The sequence below is a fragment of the Streptomyces sp. SID14515 genome (genome assembly GCF_010548505.1).
In the GTDB taxonomy this organism is placed as follows: domain Bacteria; phylum Actinomycetota; class Actinomycetes; order Streptomycetales; family Streptomycetaceae; genus Streptomyces; species Streptomyces caviscabies.
The window spans coordinates 1-17,336 of record NZ_JAAGMH010000014.1 but is presented as its reverse complement, the minus strand read 5'-3'; the positions used below and the strand labels follow the sequence as shown (position 1 = coordinate 17,336).

Annotated in this window: 12 protein-coding genes and 4 pseudogenes; 9 read left to right on the top strand and 7 right to left on the bottom strand. The window is 66.8% G+C overall.

The window, feature by feature from the left end; genetic code table 11:
* Positions 1-29: 29 nt before the first annotated feature.
* Positions 30-278 (top strand): annotated as a pseudogene (locus G3I54_RS02060) (transposase); the annotation flags it as partial.
* A 203-nt stretch (positions 279-481) separates the two neighbouring features.
* On the opposite strand, the gene G3I54_RS02055 reads toward G3I54_RS02060, so the two are convergent.
* Positions 482-1,276, bottom strand: coding sequence for a hypothetical protein (locus tag G3I54_RS02055; protein WP_164610446.1), 795 nt, complete (start codon positions 1,274-1,276; stop codon positions 482-484).
* 169 nt (positions 1,277-1,445) lie between these two features.
* Between G3I54_RS02055 and G3I54_RS02050 the strand changes: the two are divergent.
* A pseudogene (locus tag G3I54_RS02050) lies at positions 1,446-2,051 on the top strand (transposase family protein); the annotation flags it as partial.
* A gap of 168 nt (positions 2,052-2,219) precedes the next feature.
* Here G3I54_RS02050 and dnaE read toward each other — a convergent pair.
* The gene (gene dnaE / locus G3I54_RS02045; RefSeq protein WP_164610444.1) at positions 2,220-5,753 is read right to left on the bottom strand and encodes a DNA polymerase III subunit alpha; all 3,534 of its coding nucleotides are present in this window, start codon (positions 5,751-5,753) and stop codon (positions 2,220-2,222) included.
* Between the two features lie 911 nt (positions 5,754-6,664).
* Between dnaE and G3I54_RS40090 the strand changes: the two genes are divergently transcribed.
* Both G3I54_RS40090 and G3I54_RS02035 read left to right on the top strand, forming a co-directional pair.
* Positions 6,665-7,684, top strand: a complete 1,020-nt coding sequence (locus G3I54_RS40090; protein WP_164610442.1) for a peptide ligase PGM1-related protein — start codon at positions 6,665-6,667, stop codon at positions 7,682-7,684.
* Positions 7,685-7,688: 4 nt separating this feature from the next.
* Positions 7,689-8,057: an aminotransferase class I/II-fold pyridoxal phosphate-dependent enzyme gene (locus G3I54_RS02035; protein WP_164610440.1), complete on the top strand. Its 369-nt coding sequence runs from the start codon at positions 7,689-7,691 to the stop codon at positions 8,055-8,057.
* Between the two features lie 119 nt (positions 8,058-8,176).
* Here G3I54_RS02035 and G3I54_RS02030 read toward each other — a convergent pair.
* Positions 8,177-8,421: pseudogene (locus G3I54_RS02030) on the bottom strand (transposase); the annotation flags it as partial.
* Positions 8,422-8,482: 61 nt separating this feature from the next.
* Between G3I54_RS02030 and G3I54_RS02025 the strand changes: the two are divergent.
* Together G3I54_RS02025 and G3I54_RS02020 are read left to right on the top strand one after the other, a co-directional pair.
* Positions 8,483-9,121 (top strand): annotated as a pseudogene (locus G3I54_RS02025) (aminotransferase class I/II-fold pyridoxal phosphate-dependent enzyme); the annotation flags it as partial.
* Positions 9,122-9,578: 457 nt separating this feature from the next.
* Positions 9,579-10,733, top strand: coding sequence for an acyl-CoA dehydrogenase family protein (locus G3I54_RS02020; protein ID WP_164610436.1), 1,155 nt, complete (start codon positions 9,579-9,581; stop codon positions 10,731-10,733).
* A 189-nt stretch (positions 10,734-10,922) separates the two neighbouring features.
* Here G3I54_RS02020 and G3I54_RS02015 read toward each other — a convergent pair whose 3' ends face one another.
* The gene (locus tag G3I54_RS02015; RefSeq protein WP_343240248.1) at positions 10,923-11,600 is read right to left on the bottom strand and encodes a large ATP-binding protein; all 678 of its coding nucleotides are present in this window, start codon (positions 11,598-11,600) and stop codon (positions 10,923-10,925) included.
* 777 nt (positions 11,601-12,377) lie between these two features.
* Entirely contained in the window at positions 12,378-12,893 is a 516-nt protein-coding gene (locus tag G3I54_RS02010) for a hypothetical protein (protein WP_164610434.1), read from the bottom strand.
* Positions 12,894-13,140: 247 nt separating this feature from the next.
* On the opposite strand from G3I54_RS02010, the gene G3I54_RS02005 reads away from it, so the two are divergent.
* Positions 13,141-13,581, top strand: coding sequence for a hypothetical protein (locus G3I54_RS02005; protein WP_164610432.1), 441 nt, complete (start codon positions 13,141-13,143; stop codon positions 13,579-13,581).
* 248 nt (positions 13,582-13,829) lie between these two features.
* On the opposite strand, the gene G3I54_RS39225 is transcribed toward G3I54_RS02005, so the two are convergent.
* The gene (locus G3I54_RS39225; RefSeq protein WP_343240249.1) at positions 13,830-14,075 is read right to left on the bottom strand and encodes a helix-turn-helix transcriptional regulator; all 246 of its coding nucleotides are present in this window, start codon (positions 14,073-14,075) and stop codon (positions 13,830-13,832) included.
* 180 nt (positions 14,076-14,255) lie between these two features.
* On the opposite strand from G3I54_RS39225, the gene G3I54_RS01995 reads away from it, so the two are divergent.
* Both G3I54_RS01995 and G3I54_RS01990 read left to right on the top strand, forming a co-directional pair.
* Positions 14,256-15,179: a hypothetical protein gene (locus tag G3I54_RS01995; protein ID WP_164610430.1), complete on the top strand. Its 924-nt coding sequence runs from the start codon at positions 14,256-14,258 to the stop codon at positions 15,177-15,179.
* Positions 15,176-16,282 carry a hypothetical protein gene (locus G3I54_RS01990; RefSeq protein ID WP_164610428.1) on the top strand — a complete coding sequence of 369 codons (1,107 nt, stop codon included), beginning with the start codon at positions 15,176-15,178 and terminating at the stop codon, positions 16,280-16,282. The genes G3I54_RS01995 and G3I54_RS01990 overlap by 4 nt, the downstream gene beginning before the upstream one ends.
* Before the next feature lie 372 nt (positions 16,283-16,654).
* Here G3I54_RS01990 and G3I54_RS39220 read toward each other — a convergent pair whose 3' ends face one another.
* Entirely contained in the window at positions 16,655-17,113 is a 459-nt protein-coding gene (locus tag G3I54_RS39220; protein WP_239144188.1) for a hypothetical protein, read from the bottom strand.
* Between the last annotated feature and the right edge of the window lie 223 nt (positions 17,114-17,336).

Below are 17,336 nucleotides of genomic sequence, written 5' to 3'. Positions count from 1 at the left end.
GAGAGGTCTCTACGAAACCAGGGGATTGACAAAACCGGGTCTGGCTGGAGATCGTACAGATCACTCTCGACCTGCTGGCCTGAATGCCCATGCTCGTGCTGACCGGCGAAGCCATACTCTGGGAGCCCCGCCGCCTGCGGCTTCGTCTGCTCAGCACGGCTGGACAGCTCGTGACCACCGGCCGCCGCCGGATCCTCCGCCTGGCCCGGCATTGGCCCTGGACCAGCCACATCGCCGCAGCTCTCGACCGACTCGCACTCCTCCCGAACCTCGGCTGATCAGCAGATTCACCCGTCCCTGCGAAAGAACCCTCCACCCTGGAGCAGTGGAACCCGGCGTCCGCTCGAGACGACACTCGGGCCCTCAGCCTGCACAGCCTCAGTCCACAGCACGAAAACGGTCCACCGACTCCGTCGGCGGACCGTCACGAAACTTCGAGGCTAGGCATGCGCGATACTCATATACATAAAAGTCGTGTACTTCACGGGCGTTCCGGGCATGGCTCCTCGTCCGGATCAGTGTGAACGAATACGTCTCGTGACGAAATGGTCATGGTCTTCTGGCTCGGAAGTCCGGTGTGAGCGTCAACTACGCTGACGAAGTATCCGCTGGGGGGGCCTGCACTAACTGTCTGTGTATCCGAGTCGAGGCTCCACAGAGGTGATTCCACGGTTCCGGCAAGTGATTCAGTGCCCGACCGGAACCGTATGGCGGCACCTAGGGCGTAACCACCGCCAGCAGCCGTCAGCGCCAGATCGATGGCGGCAGTCATGGGTTGCAGGCTTGGGAAGCGCCGGGTCTCAATCGTGCCTGTGGCTGGTCCATCCGGGCGCTCCTTCACGTGTGCGTCGATGAACTCCACAGCGTGCCAGGCGCGAAGTACCGGGTCTTCGTCTGCGGTCGCATCCCTGGTGACGCTCCGGATCACTAGTTTCCTGAGAAGTTCGGCGGACTCGTCGTTCTCCTCGATGGAGATCGGTGATCCGCGGCGCACTCCGTGCCCCAAGCGCTGCAAGCAAGCACACAGCCAGCCTTCAAGGGCATCCGGGCTTGCCGACTGGGAAATTCGGAAACGCAAATGTCGAAGTCCGATGTCCCCGGGATCGAGCGCGGTGCTTCCGGCGATCGCGTACACCAGCAGAGACCACCGGTCTTCGACTGTTGAGGGTGTCGACTTGGGAGCCGGCCCAGGCTGAGTTCCGTAGGAAGCAGCAGCACAAAGGGTCATCAATTGGCGAGAGCGCCCCTCCGAGGCCTTCCATTTTTCGTTCAACATGGACGGCAGGCTACAGCTCGGGGGCAATGAGCTGTTCCCAGTAACCTTCGGCCACCGTCCGTGAGCGAGCGGCGTGTCGTGCGGTCCGTGGTATTCCCAAGTCCGGGCAGGCGTGAGGCCCCTGGTAGGAACGATCTTGCGACAGAAAGATCCGACCGAGCGGCCTCACATGCCGACCAGTGTCATATACACCGCCGTGCTCGATGTGAAGCTGTCCACCGCCGAGTACCTGGCCGGCCTCCTGCGCGACCACCGGATCGTGACCAGGACCCGCAAGGGGCGACGCGCGCTGGGCTGCTTCAAGCAGGCCGTGCTCGTGCTGCACTGGTCCCTCGACGGCACCCGCCTGGCCCAACTCGCCCATGACAATGACCTGTCGACCTCAACTGCATACCGCTACCTCCACGAGGTACTGGCCGTCCTGGCCGCCGGCGCACCGGACCTGTCCACCGTGCCGGAGCGCGCGAAGGCAGTCGGGCTGACGCATCTGAACCTCGACGGTACGGTCATCCGTACCGACCACATCGCCGCCCCGGGTCCCAACGGCGCAGACCTCTGGTGGTCCGGAAAACACAAGCACCATGGCGGGAACGTGCAGGTCATCGTTACCCCGGACGGCTGGCCGATCTGGGTCTCGCCCGTACGGCCAGGCCGGGAACACGACACCACCTGCGCCCGCCACCAGGGGTTGGTCGAAGCACTCAACCGCATCGCGGCCGAGCTGGACATGCCGACCCTGGTCGACCTCGGCTACGAGCCCTCGAGCAGCGCATTGCGGAGCCTGGCAGCTGACGAGATGGGACGCCGCAGCCCGCTCCCGCAGAGGGCTGCTGCCATCACTGGCGCCTCCCCAAGCCAGCGACCTCATCCGCGGGCCGCCGTACAGGATTTCGTGAAGACAGCGCCTCTGCGGGACACCGCGCAGGGACATGCGTACCGGGTTTCAAACCAAGCAGGAGGATCCCAGCAGTGCTTTGAGGTCGCCGAAAAGCGCCGGGCTCGGTGTGACGCGGTGTCGGTCGAGACGCAGCACCGTTGTCTTCTGTCGGCCTCGGACCTTGATGCGTACTTCGCTGTTGCCGCGATGATGGCTGAGGATCTCCCCGAGTCGGGTGACCAAGGGCGGGGTCACCCGGTTCTCGAGAATGCTTAGGATCACTGGGGCATCGATGCCTGCGTTCGACAGGTCGGGGACCATCATCTCCATGGCGACCAGGCGCGGCACGTCCTCGCGCTTGTCGAGGCGGCCCTTCACGAAGACGACCGTGTCCTCCACCAACTGGGTGGAGACGAGCTGGTAGGTGGCGGGGAAGAACATGCACTCGATGGAGCCCGCCAGGTCCTCCACGGTGGCGATGGCCCAGGCGTTGCCCTGCTTGGTCATCTTGCGCTGGAGGCCGGAGATGATGCCGCCGACGGTGACGATGGCGCCGTCGCCGTAATCCCCGCCGGTGAGCTGGGAGATGGAGGCGTCGGCCTTGTCGGACAGCACGTGCTCCAGGCCGAAGAGCGGGTGGTCGGAGACGTACAGGCCGAGCATCTCCCGCTCCTGGGCGAGCAGGTAGGCCTTCTCCCACTCGACGTCGGAGAACTCCACGTCCAGCCCGAAGCCCGGCTCGCCGCTCTCCTCCTCGCCGCCGCCGAAGAGGTCGAACTGCCCCTCGGCCTCCTTGCGCTTGACCTGCACCACGTTGTCGATCATCGGCTCGTGGTGGGCGACGAGACCCTTGCGGGTGTGGCCCATCTCGTCGAACGCGCCGGCCTTGATCAGCGATTCGACGGTGCGCTTGTTGCAGACGACCGCCTCGACCTTGTCCAGGAAGTCGGGGAAGCTGCTGTACTTCCCCTTCGCCTTGCGCATCCGGATGATCGAGTCGACGACGTTCTGGCCGACGTTGCGCACGGCGGTGAGGCCGAAGAGGATCACGTCGTCGCCCTGGGCGGCGAAGTTGGACTCCGACTCGTTCACGTTCGGCGGGAGCACCTTGATGCCCATGCGGCGGCACTCGTTGAGGTAGACCGCCGACTTGTCCTTGTCGTCCTTCACCGAGGTCAGCAGGGCGGCCATGTACTCGGCCGGGTAGTTCGCCTTGAGGTAGGCGGTCCAGTAGGTGACCAGGCCGTACGCCGAGGAGTGCGCCTTGTTGAACGCGTACCCGGCGAACGGCACCAGCACGTCCCACAGGGCCTGGATCGCCTGGTCGCTGTAGCCGTTCTTCTTGGCGCCCTCCTGGAAGAGGACGAAGTTCTTCGCCAGCTCCTCGGGCTTCTTCTTGCCCATCACGCGACGCAGGATGTCGGCCTCGCCCAGGGAATACCCGGCGACGATCTGGGCGGCCTTCTGCACCTGCTCCTGGTACACGATGAGGCCGTAGGTGAGGCCGAGTGTCTCCTTCAGGGGCTCTTCGAGCTCCGGGTGGATCGGGGTGATCTCCTGGCGGCCGTTCTTGCGCTCCGCGTAGTTCGTGTGCGAGTTCATGCCCATCGGGCCCGGCCGGTAGAGGGCCGAGACGGCGGAAATGTCCTCGAAGTTGTCGGGCTGCATCTGGCGCAGCAGCGAGCGCATGGGGCCGCCGTCGAACTGGAAGACGCCGAGCGTGTCGCCCCGGCAGAGCAGTTCGAAGGTTTTCGGGTCGTCCAGCGGCAGCACGAGCATCTCCAGGTCGATGCCCTTGTTGGACTTCACCATCTTGACGGCGTCGTCCATGATCGTCAGGTTCCGCAGGCCCAGGAAGTCCATCTTCAGCAGGCCGAGCGACTCGCACTGCGGGTAGTCCCACTGGGTGATGGTGACGCCGTCGGTGTGCCGCACCCAGATCGGGGCGTGGTCGACGATCGGCTCGCTGGACATGATGACGCCGGCCGCGTGCACACCCATCTGGCGGACCAGGCCCTCGACGCCCTTGGCGGTGTCGATGACCTTCTTCACGTCCGGCTCGTTCTCGTACATCCCCCGGATCTCGCCCGCCTCGCTGTAGCGCGGGTGCTTGGGGTCGGTGATGCCGGAGAGGTCGATGCCCTTGCCGAGGACGTCGGCGGGCATGGCCTTGGTGAGGCGGTCGCCCATCGCGTACGGGTAGCCCAGCACGCGGGCGGAGTCCTTGATGGCGTTCTTCGCCTTGATCTTGCCGTAGGTGCCGATCATGGCGACCTTGTCGGCGCCGTACTTCTCCGTCACGTACCGGATCACCTCGACGCGCCTACGCTCGTCGAAGTCGATGTCGACATCGGGCATGGAGACGCGCTCGGGGTTCAGGAAGCGCTCGAAGATCAGCCCGTGCTCGATCGGATCGAGGTCGGTGATGCCCATCGCGTACGACACGATCGAACCGGCCGCCGAACCACGGCCGGGGCCCACCGCGATGCCCTGGTTCTTGGCCCACATGATGAAGTCGGCGACCACGAGGAAGTAGCCGGGGAAGCCCATCGAGATGATGGTGTCCATCTCGTACTCCGCCTGCTTCTGGCGGTCCTCGGGGACCCCGCCCGGGTAGCGGCGCTCCATGCCGCGCCGCACCTCCTCCTGGAACCAGGTGACCTCGGTGTAGCCCTCCGGGATGTCGAACTTCGGCATGAGGTCGCGCTTCTCGAACATGCCGATGGTGTCGACCATCTCGGCCACCAGCCGGGTGTTGTCGCAGCCTTCACGCCAGACGTCTGAGTTGACCAGGGCGTACATCTCGTCGGTCGACTTCAGGTAATAGCCCCCTCCCGCCAGTCTGAAGCGGTCGGGGTCCGAGAGGTTCTTGCCGGTCTGGATGCACAGCAGCGCGTCGTGCGCGGTCGCCTCGTGCGCGTAGGTGTAGTGCGAGTCGTTCGTCACCAGCGGCGGAAGGCCGAGTTTCTTGCCGACCCGGAGCAGGTCGTCGCGGACTCGGTGTTCGAGGTCGAGGTCGTGCTCCATCAGCTCCAGAAAGAAGCGGTCCTTGCCGAAGATGTCCTGGTAGTCAGCGGCTGCCTGGAGCGCCTCGTCGAACTGCCCCAGGCGCAGCCGGGTCTGGACCTCTCCGGAGGGGCACCCGGTGGAGGCCACGATGCCCTCCGACCACTGGGCGAGGACCTCCTTGTCCATCCGCGGCCATTTCTGCAGCCAGCCCTCCGCGTACGCGTCCGAGGAGAGCTTGAACAGGTTGTGCAGGCCGGTCTTGTTCGTCGCCCACATGGTCAGGTGGGTGTAGGAGCCACCACCGGACACGTCGTCCCGCTTCTGGTGCGGCTGGCCCCACTTGATCTTCCGCTTGTTGCGGCGGGACTCCGGCGCCACATACGCCTCCATCCCGATGATCGGCGTGACGCCCGCCTTCTGAGCGGAGTGGAAGAAGTCGTACGCCCCGTGGAGGTTGCCGTGGTCGGTCATCGCGATGTGCGTCATGCCCATCTCGTTGCTGGCCTTGAACATGTCGTTCAGCCGCGCGGCGCCGTCCAGCATCGAGTACTGGGTATGGACGTGCAGATGTGTGAATGGCGGCTTTGCCACGGCTTTGGCCTCCAGGTGCGAGGGGGACTGTTGAGGGGAGTCCCGATAGGCTAGCTGCAACCGGTGGGCGGGCGCATTGCTGTTGGAGGTGGCGTCCGGGTCACGTCCGGGGCCAGGTGCTGGTGTTGGCGGTGCAACAGGGAGGGCAACACGTCGGACTCTTGGTCGATTTTGCGCCAAACGCCACACATGAGCACGGCGTTTGAGGCTTTTGTCGCCCTTGGTCTAGGGCCCGACCGAGTTGCATCCCAAGGGCCAGCAGTGCCGCTACTCCTTCGGCTACAGCCCGCCGATGGAGTGTTTTGTAGCCATCTACTTCGACGACCGGGGAAACCACCTCGTCGAGTACACGCCGAGCGCCGACTGGGAAAACGGACACCTGCGCTTCACCGGAACCACTGCCCTCAAGGGGGAGGGCCACGGCGAGGGTGAAGTCGAGTTTCTCGACGATTTCCCCTCCGAGGGCCCCGGCCATCTCCACAACCGTGTCTCGAACACAGCGCACGGGGAGACCTGGCTGCACCGACCCTGGAATTCCGCCGCGTCGACGGCGATGCCGGGCTCTAGCCGATTCGGAGGACTGGACGACGATGTCCAAAATTGTGTTGGCCAATTTTCGCGCCGACCACGCCGAGAACGTTCGATCCGTTTCGGGGTTTCCCGTGGGAACCAAGACGGGAGGGGGCACCAGCTGCCGCTTCCTGTGGCACGCGTCCGAGGGCGACGTACTGGTCGTTCAAGCACTACAGTGCGCTGGCCGGGGTGGACGGGAGCCGCATCCACGTGGTGCCCGTGGACCATCTGCTGTCGGACAGCGCCCTGACCGACGAGGCATTCGTGTCCCGCCTGCGCCCGTTCGTCGGTACAGACCCGGCACAGTGGTCGCTGTCCCCTGCGTATTCACCAAGGGCGTGGCCGAACTCGCTGACGCTCCGGGCCTCGCACCGGCCGCCGGGAGCAGATTCGCCGACCAGAACGGCGTGGACATGCTCAACCTGAAGTCCACGTTCCGCAGGCTTGCTGCCGGAGCAGGCGTTCCCCTTCCCCCAGGAAACGTTGTCCGGTCTTCCGGCGAACTCGCCAGGGCGATCACCGCAAACGTGGCCGAGACCGGCATGGCGATCGTGAAGCAGGACCGCAGTGGCGGTGGCCACGGCAACGTCGGTCTTACCACCCTCCAGGGAGCCTCCCTGCCGGGAACCCGGTACCCCCGGTTCATCGGCTCCGTAGACGTCGAAGCCCTCGCCCTCGAGCTGTGGGACGAACTCTCCGACGAGTTCAACTCCCTGCTCGTGGTCGAGAGCTACCAGGAAGCAGGTAAGCGCTTCTACCTGGAGTTCTTCATATCCGACGAGGACGTCACGTTCCTCAACGGCGGGATGATCCGCTACTCGCCCGAGAGTAGTGGCACGGAGGCGAGCGAATCCGCGTCCGAGAGCCCGCGGCGGGTCGGCCTCGACCTGCAGCTGCACCTCGGCAACCGGGCCCACACCGAAGTGGTGGGCCACGCCCGGACCTTCCTCGACCTGGTCCGGCAAATCGGCTATCGGGAACACGTCAACATTGACGGCCTGGTCACCGTGGCCGGTCACATCTACTTCCACGAGATCAAGGCCCGCTGGGGCGGAAGCCTCGTCTACCACGAGGTTGGGGACAGACTGCTCGGCCACGGCTACGCCGACCACGGCCTGGTCTCCTCGGCCCTCGGCACGGATCCTGTCCCCTTCGAACAGCTGGTTTCGCTGATCGACGAGTCGCGCCTGGCGTTCGACCCGGACACCCGGACGGGCGTCGTGCCGCTGGCGGGCAATTCCGACCTGGGAGGCGGCACTGAGTCCGTGGTCCTCGGGCGCGACGCCGCGGAGGTCCGTGACCTCAAGGGCCGACTGAGCGCATGTATCGCTGTCCGTGCCCGGACCGAGGGAGCCTGAGCTCATGCCGGTCGAGTTTGACGCGGATTCGTTCAAGCCTGCGGAACTCAAGTGGACTGAACAGGGCCCCGCGAACATTGGCCTCGGGGTCGCCGAGATGGACTTCGGCACCGCGCCTGTCGTCGTCGACACTGTCCACGACGCGCTGCGGTCCGGTGTGCACGGTTATCTGTCGCCGGCCCGGTCACTGGCTACACGTGTCGCGAGCGCCCAGTGGCAGAAGTCCCGCTACGGGTGGTCGGTGGACCCCGAAATGGTCCGGCTGGTGCCAGACGTCGTCACCGCGTTGTTCCGGATCATGACGGAGTACATCAACCCCGAGCGGCCGGTAATGGTCATGACGCCGGCGTATCCGAAGTTTGAGCTGTACTGAGATTTGTGGAGTCCCTGATGTCAGGGTTACGGTCCTGGCGAAGGAGAACCACCAGCACCACGTAAGTACCCGGATGAACTGCGCGAGCGCGCGATCCTGCCCTCGGCATCCTCAGCTGCCTGAATGCGGGACAGCAGCATCTGCCAGGTCCCATCGGCTGACCAGCGGCGATGCCGTTTGTAGACCGTCTTCCACGGCCCGAACCGCTCCGGCAGATCCCGCCACTGCACACCGGTCCGCACCCGGTAGAGAACCCCGTTGATCACCTGCCGGTGGTCACTCCACCGACCACCACGCGCACCACCAGGAGGCAAGACGACTCCAGCCGATCCCACTCCGCATTCGTCAGATCCCCACGGCCCATACAGCCAGCCTGACCCCAACACCCCACCCCCGTCAGGAGATCCGAGAAACAGCGCCTAGTACAGCTGGCGGAGCTGGTGCGCAGGCACGGCGGCATGGTGATCAGTGACGAGGTCCATGCCCCGTTGGCCTACCCCTCCGCCACGCACCTCCCCTTCGCCTCGCTGCCTGGTGAATCAGCGTCGAGCATCACTTTCACGATCACCTCGGCGTCCAAGGCATGGAACATCTCCGGCATCAAGTGTGCAGAAATGATCCCGCCGCACCGGAACGCCGTGGCAGCATGGGATACCTCCGAGATGCTGCGCTCGACGCCGAACTTAACCTCCACCCTGGGGGCTGTCGCGGCGATGGCCGCGTATCTCGACGGCGCAGAGTGGCTGGATTCGGTGATCGACTATCAAGCCGGAAACCGCGACGTCGTCAGCCTCTTCACCCGCACCGAGCTGCCCGTCGTCGGCTACGTCGAGCCAGAGGCTTCGTACCTGTCGTGGCTGGAACTACCTGAGTGGCTCGGCCAGGGCAACGCAGGCCCTGCGGAGTTCATCTCGCGGGCAGCCAGAGTGTCGGCCATGGAGGGTGCCGACTTCGGGCCAGTCAGCAAGGACTTCGTCCGGCTGGGCTTCGCAACCTCATGGCCCGTTCTCCTCCAGGTGCTCGACCGGATAGCCGAGACGATAAAGGGAGGCTCGGTGAAGTAACCCGACGCCGCAAGCTTCGGGCGCAGCGGCACCCCCGCTACGCACAGGGAACGACCGCCTCTCTCCCGCGTCCACGCCTGCCGCGCCGCGGGCCCGGCGAGGACGCAGCCGGGCGCTCGTGACGGGGGCGGGTCAAGAGACCGCTGGGCATCCCGCGACAGGCCGGCGAAGAGCGTATTCGCGCGGCGGCGGCCCGGATCGGCTGTCGGGGGCCCCGCAGCCGCGCTCCGAGCGCCACACGGAACCTGGCCATGTCTGGAGAACGAAGGGATAGAACAATCGGCGAAGACAGGGCTAGAGAGACAGACGTGACCGCGCAGACCACCAGCAAAGGAGTCTGGGCGACGGTCGCGGTTCTCTGCGTGTGATGTCGAGCTGCTGCAGCGGGCCGGCCGACTCCCTCACATGCAGTACTTATGTAGTGACCAAACCTTGCAAGTCGCAAATGAGGAGAAGAATGGACCACCATCTGTCCCCCGAGCACGAGGAACTCCGCAGCACGATCGAGGCGTTCGCGCACGACGTCATTGCCCCCAAGATCGGCGACTACTACGAGCGCCACGAGTTCCCGTACGAGATCGTCCGCGAGATGGGCCGCATGGGCCTGTTCGGCCTGCCCTTCCCCGAGGAGTACGGCGGCATGGGCGGTGACTATCTCGCGCTCGGCATCGCGCTCGAAGAGCTGGCGCGGGTCGACTCCTCCGTGGCGATCACATTGGAAGCGGGTGTCTCACTGGGCGCCATGCCGATACACCTCTTCGGCACGGACGAGCAGAAGCAGGAGTGGCTGCCCCGGCTCTGTTCCGGTGAACTGCTCGGTGCCTTCGGTCTGACCGAGCCGGACGGCGGCTCGGACGCGGGCGGCACCCGCACGACCGCGGTGCGGGACGGCGACGAGTGGGTGATCAACGGCTCCAAGTGCTTCATCACCAACTCCGGTACGGACATCACGGGCCTGGTCACGGTCACCGCCGTCACCGGCCGCAAGCCGGACGGCCGTCCGCTGATCTCCTCGATCATCGTGCCGTCGGGGACGCCCGGGTTCACGGTCGCGGCGCCGTACTCGAAGGTCGGCTGGAACGCCTCGGACACGCGCGAGCTCTCCTTCTCGGACGTGCGGGTCCCTGCGGCGAACCTCCTCGGTGAAGAGGGTCGAGGATATGCCCAGTTCCTCCGGATTCTCGACGAGGGCCGGGTCGCCATCTCCGCGCTAGCGACGGGTCTCGCGCAGGGTTGCGTGGACGAGTCCGTGAAGTACGCCAAGGAGCGGCACGCCTTCGGGAAGCCGATCGGGGCGAACCAAGCGATTCAGTTCAAGATCGCCGACATGGAGATGCGGGCGCACATGGCGCGGGTCGGCTGGCGGGACGCGGCGTCGCGCCTCATCGGCGGGGAGCCCTTCAAGAAGGAGGCGGCGATCGCGAAGCTCTACTCCTCCACGGTCGCCGTCGACAACGCCCGCGAGGCTACGCAGATCCACGGCGGCTACGGCTTCATGAACGAGTATCCGGTGGCCCGGATGTGGCGGGACTCCAAGATCCTGGAGATCGGCGAGGGCACCAGCGAGGTGCAGCGCATGCTGATCGCCAGGGAGCTGGGCTTCGTCGGGTGACGCCGACCCCCGGGGTTCCGTTCACGTCGCCTTCGCCAACGGGAGCGGCAACGATCAGTAGTTAGATGGGGGCTTCGGTCCGGGGTTGAACAGGAGTACTGGAAAGTGCTCCTGTTCAACCCCTTCCTCGGCGGGCGGACGCCGTCTGCGGACAGTGGCAGCGGGGCCAAGGGGCGCTGGTGGCGGTCCCTAGTGCTCTGACCGCATGGGTTCGCCGGGTTGGCGGTCGTGGCGGTTGGATGTGCGGTGACGCAGGTCGGCTTCCCCCTGCGCAGTGAGCGAGAGGAGCTGGCCGGGCCGGTACACGTTCTCGGTGATGTCCTGATGCAGTAGCCCGTCGGCGACCAGCCGCAGCACGGTCTGCGGGAAGACCGCCGGGTCCTGCCACTGGGCCCTCTCCCGCGAGATGTACGGGTCCTCGCCGATCGCGTTGCGGCGAAAGCGAACACCTCCGGCCGCAACCACTTCGAGGGCTACCAGCCCGCGCTCCCCGGCAACGGCCCGGTCGTCGTCCCAGTGGGGCCTCGTCTCCTGGCCCGGCCCATGGCTCTTGTTGCTCGCGTCTTGAGCAGGCTCGGGCGAGGAAAGAAGCTGGCGGTAGGCGGACAGGGACTCGGCGAGCTGGCTGTATGCCCGGTCCTGCTGGGCCAGGCCGTCTCCGAGGTCCGGTAGAGCTGTCTGCAGAAGCGCGTACGACACCTGGGCTCGGCCGACTTCACCGCGACCAGTGCCTTCGAGCAGCCGCTGAGCGCGCTGGACCGCGTTGAGCACGCTCTCGTGTCGCTCGTCCAGCGCCGCTGCGGCTTCGATGACGCGTGTAGCGGCCTGGTGCAGCGGCTCCTCCGGACCGTGTGCGCGGGCGTGCACGCTGACATCCCCGACACCGAGCAGACACGCCCTGCGCCTCCCCCACCCTGGTCCATGGTCGGCACAGGGGGCCGCACTCGTCGCGCCCGCGATCCGGGGGGTGTTCACGAGTGTTGATGGGCTGCGGCAAAGCTGGGGTTTGGATGATCGTTGCCCATCATGAGGGTGATCGTTGCCCAGGCCCAGCCGCTACATGGTGCGGGTTTCGGATGGGATGATCCCGTCATGGAGTATTACGCGGGGGAGCTCGGACGGTTGCTGGCCTCGCTGGGTTCCGGGCACGGCGTGTACGCACGATCGGGGAGCTCTGCGGGCCGCAATCTGGCCGAGGAGGCGCACGCCTTGGTGCGGGTAGCGGAGAGCGACTGGGCTCAGTTCGGTATCGAAGGCGCGGTGGGTCCGACCTCAGTCTCGGAGGTGGCTGACGCGCTCACCGAGGTTCGCGTCGCGACGGCATGTGAGTTGCTGGTCCATCTGTCTGCAGATGACCTTGTCTTTCCTGGGACCGCGCGGCGGGATCGAGGGCATGCGCGGCGGGCAGCCGAGCAGGTGGCGGAGCTGCTGGGCCCCAATGCGACGTGGCTGGCGAACATTGATGGGCCGTGGGAGAACGGCCGGAGCTGGACCCCGGTCAGTGGTTACACCTTCGATGGTGTCGTCGCGGGCATCGGGTCGGATCATTTTGTGGTGCTGCTTCAGGTGGGCAAGGACTGGATCCGGACCGTCCCAGTGCTTCCGACGAGCCCAGAAAGTGGGAGTTGCTCACTGCAGCGATCACTACAAGTCGATGGACCAGACATCCCCCACCTGATGCCCGTCTGGATCAGGCGCTCCGGACCCGTACGGATCCGGGTCGGTGATGACGTGGATGCGGGCCGCGGAATCGGATACGCGATAGCAGTCCGTGTCTCGGGACGTGTTGTCCGTGTCGAGCTCGATGGTGTGCCCCAGGGCCAGAATGGCAGCCTGCAGTTCACCGAAACGGACTCTGGTTGCGAAGTCCCCGTGTTTCTGCGTGAGCGCAGGGGGCACCATGTCTGCCGATGGGACGTACAGCAGCGGTTGGATCTTTACGCCGAAGCCGAAGCACGCCATCCGCCCCTGCCGCCCCGGCTGCCCTACCGAGAAGTTGATCTCCACGAGTCCGTAGTCCCGGCGCAAGAGGCCGCCACCGGGCACGTCGAGGCATTGGGCGCCCAGGACGGCTTCCCACGCATCGGGGTCGGCTCCCAGGCCCGCGCCAAGAGCATCGCCGCGGGTGGCGACATGGGCATAGAAGTCCAGAGCGGACACCCGCTGGCCTCCCCTGGATGCGCAAATGGGGTGTCCCGAACGATAACAACATTGCCGCGAGCTTGGTGATGTGGCTGCGCCGCCCGAGACTTCTGTCATTGATCCCGATATGCCGGGCTCATGGATGTTGGGATCTGTTGGCGACCTTTCGTGATCCGCGCCTACAGTGTGGGTGAACTGCCCATCAACTCGGCGCTGCAGCAGGCGAGTTGGCGAACTGGGACCTCGCGGAGAGGGGCGGTTCATCATGTCGTTGTTGGAGAGGTTGCAGGCCAGGGCGTCTCAGGCGCGGGCGCGGGTGGAGGAGTTGTGCGCGGAGATCTCGGCGCTGGAGAAGGACCTCGCGGAGCAACAGGCGGAGCTTGCGCGCTGGGGGGGTGCCGCGGAGGCGGTGCTGCAGCTGATGGAGGAGGACGAAGTCTCGCAGGGGCGTGACATGCCGGGGATGAGTGTGTCGCCGGCGGTTGCCGCGGCCGTGGCGGCCAGGCCGCGGGTGGTGTCGGCACCGGTGACGCGGGCGGACGGCCACGTGCTGGCCGAGGCGAACGAGGACGTCATGCTCGCGTTGGCATCGGCGGGGTCGGCGCTGCGGGCGAAGCCGCTCTGCGAGGCGGTCGGTTGGGAGGTGGACCACAGGTCGGTGGAGCGGATGCGGATCAAGCTGAAGCGCCTGGTGAAGCAGGGGTAGCTGACCGAGGACGCGGTCGGGCTGTTCGCGATCGCGCCCGATGTCGGGGATCCGCAGCCGGGGGATCCGGCGGAGAGCGGGGACGGGGTTGACGAGGTACAAGGTGACGCCGCCGGGAGTGCCATCCCGGCGGCGTCTGGGGTTGCGTGAGCGCCCACAACCATGAAGAAGAGGCTCGCGCGTCTTCGACCATAGTGGCGTTGCTACGTGTTGGGTTCGCCGAGCCGTAACTGGGCTCTGGCCTGCGGCTATTGCGGTCGCCTGCGGGAGTCCGGGAGGGCTGGCGGCAGGTGGTTGCGCAGCTGCCGCCGCGCAAGCGGCGGCCACAGCTCAGTGTTCAGGCCCGCCTCGAGGCGGGCGATGGTGGCGACGTCCGGCCAGGTCCGCCCGTCGATCACGTCGCCGATGGTCTGCCGGTTGATGCCGAGCTGGTCAGCGGCCGTCCGCCGACTCCAGCGCCGTGCGTCGAGGGCGGCGGCGAGGTGGCGGGCGATGGCCTGGACGACTGCTGCGGCGATGTCGTCGACGATCGCGTCGGGTCAGTGTTCCGGGTCGCGGGCCAGTTCCCGGGGCGCGCGGGAGCCCGCGCGTCCTCCGACCATGCTTCCACGCTCCTTGTGGTTGAAGTGGTACGCGACTTGGGCGGCAGTTTGTCCTCCCGGTATTCGTGGTCCATGGCAGTGGACTCCGCGGTGTCTTCGGTCATCGACGCGTACGCGCCGCGAGACCCGGCGCCCGTCTGGGACGAGGTGGCCGATCTGGTGAAGGCGGTGGTGACCGCGACCGTCGAGCGGGTGCCCTACTCGGTCGAGGATCTGCTGCATGTGACGGCCCAGCTCGCCATCTGGGCGGAGGGGCGCGGAGTGGTGCGCGAGCCGGCGGCCTGGCTCACCAACGAGACGATCGACGCGTTCGTGCTGACCGGCTGCGCGGGGCTGAAGCCGGGCACGTTGCGCACCTATCGAACCTGGCTTCGCAGGGTGCGGGAGGCGCTGATCTGGGACGGCAGCGGCGAGAGTGAGGGGCTCCGGCTGTCCGCCCCACCGGCTCCGGCGCCGCCCTACAAGACGGAGGAGATCAGCCGGTTGCGACTGTGGGCGGAGGCCCTGCGGCCCCGGTCGAGGTCGGATGCACTGGCGCTGCTCGCGCTCGTCGGCGGTCTGGGGCTGGCGCCCGGGGAGATCGTCCGACTGCGCGGCACGGACATCCGCCGCGCCCGCTCGGGGTCCTGCGTCTTGGACACCAAGGTGTTCGGGCGCCTGCTGGTGGTCCGCGCCGAGTGGGAGGAGGTCCTCTCCGAGCTGGCCGCGCAGGCCGGGGACGACTTCCTGTTCCGTCCCGGCCGGGCGGATCCGCCGCCGGACAACCTGATCGGGTCGTGGACCTGGCAGCACCGCCCCAATGATCCGCTGCCCAGGCTCAACGCCCGCCGTCTGCGGGCCTCGTGGATCGTCTCGCTGCTGCGTCAGCGCATCGATGCCGGGGTGGTCGCGGCCGCGGCCGGCCTGGCCTCGACCGCCTCGCTCGCGCGATATCAGCATTTCGTGCCGCCGCCGAGCAGAGCGGAGACGGCCCGGCTACTGCGGGGACCGGCATGAGCCCTCCGCCGCCGGGCCATCCGGCGGCGACCGGTCGGGGCCGGCCGCGGCCGGTGACCGGCGCCCCGGCCCGCATCCCGGACTCGAAGGTCTTCCAGCCCGCCGCGGTGCTGGACCGCTCCAGCATCCTTGACGTGATCGATAGGGAGCTGTCGGGGCGGCCCGGACCGGCGGGCCTGTCGGTCCGGGCGGTGCTGACCGGGCTGCTGGTCGCCGTCCACTACACCGGCCGGGCCACCCTGGCCGAAGCCTGGCGCACCCTCGCCTTCGCTCTCTCGCCCACCGCCCGACGGCGGCTCGGCATCGCGGACATCGCACCGCAGCCGCCCGCCGAACGGATCTACCGGACCGTCAACCGCATCACCACGGCGTTCGATCCGGCCCGCTGCGATCGGCGCCGCCGTCTCCCGCTCGAACAGGCCAAGGTAGTCGCGGCCGCCTGGGAAGAAAACGACGCGGAACATGTCCGCAAGAAGGCGCTGCTGCAGCAGATCTGCACCGCACTGATCGGTCAGACCGTCCGCATCGCGCGGCGCTGCGGAGTCCTGAAGCACTGGCGCGGCGACGTCGGGATCGACGCGACCGCCCTGGCCACCTGGCACAAACCCGCCAGCCTCCGACGCGGCCTGGCTTCGCTGAATGTCACCGCGGGCTGGCACTATTCCGGCGGCTCCAGCGAGCCGACCTTCGGTCACAGCGGGCACCTCGCTCTGGCCGCCCAGGCCGGCCCGGGCACCGGGCGGATCGCGCAGATCGTTCTCGGCATGGTCGTCGACCATCCCGGACGCCGCACCGGCCGCAACGCGATCACCCTGCTGGAGTCGCTGGCCAAACTGGGCCTGCCTGCAGGCTCCCTGGCCGTCGACCGCCTCTACACCGACGCCCGCGCCGAATCCTTCGCCCTGCCCGCCCGCGCCCTCGGCTACCGCCTCGCCCTGGACCACAAACAGGACCAGCGCGGCATCCAGGGCGCCCACCGCGGCGCCCTCATGATCGACGGAACTCGAAGGATCAGGCCAAGGGTACTTATCGTGTCCGCGCACGATCCACGCTTAAGGCTGCGCCATCGAGGGCTGGAAGGAAGAGCGGCAGCCCCTGCGTGACGCAATCATCAGAACCACAGGTGTCGGTCACGTCTGCGAACTCATCGGGAGGGTCATCGTTCGTGACTGTGTTGCGTTCGATTCGCTCGATCATGCTGGCTGATCATACGCAGCGCCCTGGAGGACACCAGCCCCCGCGCACACGCATTTTCGCACCACCCCAAGCCCGTACGCGCTGTATGAGGCTAGGGTCGGCTAACAAGTGAAGTCGGTTGCCCAGAGGAGCCGTTGCCCTCCAGCCCTCCCATGCTCGACCACGTCGGGGGATGGAGGAGCTAGTACTCCAGTCGTGCTTCTCCATTTGTCCTGGTCACAGGGCCTTTTCGAAGTCTAGTTGACTGACGCTCCATCAGGTGGGTACAGGTTCGTGACTCACCCGATCGGGGTGCGTGAGGCGTTGGTAGTGGCAGCGGCGGGCGATGGCCTGGTGCTGTCGACGCCAGTGGGACCAGTGGAGCCGACGGGTGGGCTGCCGGTGCCTGGCCGCGGAGGTACGGGCAAGGTCCAGGAGCCGTCGGATTTCTGCCACGGTGAGGGGAACGAGGCAGCTCGAACCGTTTCTGTGGCCCCCTTTTCGAGTGCGTGGGCGGTCATCGCCGTCAAGAAGGCGTGCGCGAGCATCGCCAAGGTGATGTGGCGGCACCAGCCGACGTAACGACGGACTTCGTACTGGTCCAGGCCGCACTCATTCTTCGCGGCCTGGAAGCACTCCTCGATGGCCCACCGGGTGCCGGCCACCCGAACCAAGTCGGCGACGGAGGCATCAGCCGGTGCGAAGGCCAGGTAGTACGCAATCTCCTCGGGACGCGCCAGGCTGCGGCGGGCCAGCACCCAGCGGAAATGGGTGGACTTCGCGCCGTCGATGGCGGCAGCTTGGCCGCCGCCCAGTCGTAGACGCGCGGCCCCTTCGCACCGTCACCGCAAGAGATCCGCTCCCATGCCTCAGCCGGGGCGCCGGTAAGAACATGGTCGATGCGCCAGCTGCCCACTGAGGACTTCACCTGCTGCGACTTGGGCACCGCCAGGACGTAGCTCACCCCTGCCTCCTCCAGCA